This is a genomic window from Protofrankia sp. Cr2 (assembly GCF_963555885.1).
Lineage (GTDB): Bacteria > Actinomycetota > Actinomycetes > Frankiales > Frankiaceae > Protofrankia.
The window spans coordinates 1-2,905 of record NZ_CAUVXG010000107.1 but is presented as its reverse complement, the minus strand read 5'-3'; the positions used below and the strand labels follow the sequence as shown (position 1 = coordinate 2,905).

At 73.3% G+C, this 2,905-nt stretch carries 1 protein-coding gene and 1 pseudogene; both read left to right on the top strand.

What is annotated here, in order from left to right:
- Positions 1-681, top strand: a pseudogene (locus U9978_RS23675) (hypothetical protein); the annotation flags it as partial.
- Positions 682-684: 3 nt separating this feature from the next.
- Positions 685-2,634: a hypothetical protein gene (locus U9978_RS23670; protein WP_322763360.1), complete on the top strand. Its 1,950-nt coding sequence runs from the start codon at positions 685-687 to the stop codon at positions 2,632-2,634.
- Positions 2,635-2,905: the final 271 nt, after the last annotated feature.

The window sequence follows — 2,905 nt, the reverse complement described above, 5'->3', positions numbered from 1 at the left end:
GGGGGCCACGGCTCCGTGACTGACGCCCCGCTGCTCGACCGGGCCGCGACCTGCTACCTGCGGGCCGGGCAGGTTGCCGAGGCCGCGCGCTGCTACCGGGACGCCGGCCTGTTCCCGCGGTCGGCGGATCTGTACGCCCAGCTCGGCCGGCACCGGGACGCCGCCGCGGACTACACCGCGGCCGGTCTCGTCCACATGGCAGTTTGGACACTTGCGCATGAGGTGGGTGACCCGGCCGCGGCTCGGGCCTTGCTGCTATCTGACCCGGCCGGACCGGCCCACCAGGCTGAACCGGCGGTCGCGGCGATGTTCGACGCCCTGTTGCGTCGACTGGTGCTGGCCCGCTGCGACGTCGCGGACGGGCTGCCCGACCGGCACATTCTTCCCGTGCTCGCCGACGTCCAGGCGATGCTGGCCGAGCCGTCGGTTACCGAACCCGCCTGGCCGGCGAACTCCGTCAGCCGCCGGATCGAGGAATGGGCGGTTGTGCTGGCCGAGGCCGCCTACCGCTATGACCAAGTCGCACTAGTCTTCGCCGCGGCTGTGCGCGGCCGGCGCGCCGGTGCGGAACAACGCTGGGCCGAATGGTCCGCGCGGGTGCTGCACACCGAACTGACCCTGCCGTCCGGCGCTGTGCCAACAACAGCAGCCGGGCCCACGACCAGCCTGTCCGCGGGGTAGCCGATGGCTCTGAATCCCGATCCTCCAGCGTCCGGTCAAGGGCGACATCCTTTCGGTGTCCACGAGATTCGGCCGGACGAGGTTCCCGTTCCGCAGGCATCCCCGCTACCGGAGCCCAGCCCCCAGGAGCCCACGCCTCCGGACGCGATCCCGATCCCCCAGAACGGATCGGCGATCCGCCCGGACTCGTCCACTGGACCGGACGGGTCCGCTGACTCCGCCGGCCTTTCTGCGCAGGTGGTGGAACTCGCAGGCAGGTTCGGCTCCGCATCCGCTGCGCTGGTGTTCGCCGGCTCACTCGTGGCGACCGGGCACCGTGACAGCATCCAGTTCCTGCGGGCCGACGGACCGGAGGAACCGTCAGGCGTCCCGACCGTCGCCGGTTCCGGTGGCTGGTGGGTGGCCGTAGAAATGGCCCTCGACCTGGGCCGGGAGTTGGTGTCAACCGCGTCCGGCCGGCTGTTCGTCCACGCCGACGGATGGTTCCGGCCCGACCGTGGCTGGGGCGCCACGCCGGTCGCCCCGGTCGCCTCGGTCATATCGGACGGCGACCGTGGGGCGGTACCGACGTTCGGGCTCCGTCCGGTGAGCGTCGTCGAAGTGGTCCGGACCGCCGGACTCCACCCGGTGGCGGCCGGCACATCCACCGAGGCCGTGGTCCTGCTGCCCGGTGCGCTGGCCGGCGAGGTCATCCAACGTGCCCTGGAGCTGGGGCTGTCGGTGAGCTACCGGCCGGTCCGGCTGGATCCGCTGTTCGACGCCCCGCTGCACGACACCCCGCTGCCCGGGGCTGCTGCCGGACCGTTCGGCGGCGGCCGGGTCGCCACCGAACTGCGGCTGTCTCCTGCGTCGGGGGAGGCGCTGCCCGCGTCACTGCCCATGTCGCTGCTGACCGCACTGAACCGCGACCCGTTCATGCTGGTCTGCCGGGCCACCGGCGACGGGCTGCTCGTCCAGCACGCCATGGCGTCCGCCCTGCCCGACCCGGTGCTCGCCGATCTGCTGCTCGCCGACCTGGTGGACACCGGCACTTGGGTGCTGGCCGACAGCTCGTTCGGCTGCTGGCGGCTGGTCGGCCTGGGTGAGCCCAGCGACGGAGCCGCGCTCGTCCGGCTCGCCGACGGCTACCCGTTGGAGCCACCGGACCGGACCATTCCGGTACCGGACACCACGTCGTTGCGGCTGGATGGGCGGCTGGACGGGCGGCCGGATGGGCAGCCGGTCGCGATCGTGCCGGGCCGCACCAGCGGTGTGGACATCGCCGCGGCGCTCCTCGACGACGCCGATCTCGCTGGCGTCCCGCCGCTGTTGGAGGGCCACCCACTCGCCGAGATCGCGTTCGTCGTCCGCGGCCGGGACAGGCATCTGCTGCTGGCCCCCGGCGGTTTGCTCGAACGGCTGCCGGTCGGTGAACCGCTGTACCGCCTCGGCCCGGGTCCGCTGTTCCTGCCGGTCGGCTACCGGACGCGCCCGCGACTGCCCGAGACCGCCCGCCAAGCCCTGTTCGGCGCCGTGGACGACGTTGCCGTGGTGGCGCTGCCGGACCGGGCCGTCGCCTTCGACCTGCGTGCCCGCCAGCCGGTCTGGACGTTGTGGGCCGGCCCTGGCCCCGATCTGGACCTTCAGCTCCCACCGGAGACCGTCGCGGCGCTGGCCGACGTCGACGCACAGGTCACCCCGCGCCCACCCGAGGCGGTGCCGGTTGCCGCGCCGACACCGCAACCGCCCGCCGGCGGCGTGCAACGTGCCCGGGAGCTGTGGAAAAGGCTGCGCAACCGCGTCTCGGCCGCACCGTCGGCACCGCGTACCTGGCTGGATGACGCGCTCGAGGCCGAGCTTGCCGACAACCTTGTCGGGGCTGCCGCGCTCCATGAACGCAACGGTGACCCGCTGCGGGCCGCCCATCTCTACGAACGCGCCGCCCGCCAGAACGGAGCCCCCACCTCGCCGTGAGGCCCCACCGTCGTCCGAACCCCGCGCTGGCGGGCCGGCGGGCGAGCGGTCGTCCGAGCCCCGCGTCGGCGGTCGCTCGAACGATGTGACTTTCGTGCTGCTCCGATAGCAGTGGATTCACATCCTTCGGCCGGCGGGCGAGGGCTCGCTCGAGCCCCGCGCCGGCGGTCGGCGGTTGTCCACTCCAGGAGGCCCGCCGCCACGGGGCTGGTCGTCGGTGGTCGGGGTGAGCAGGGCGTGGATGGTGTCGGTGAGGGTGGCCGGGTCGGGG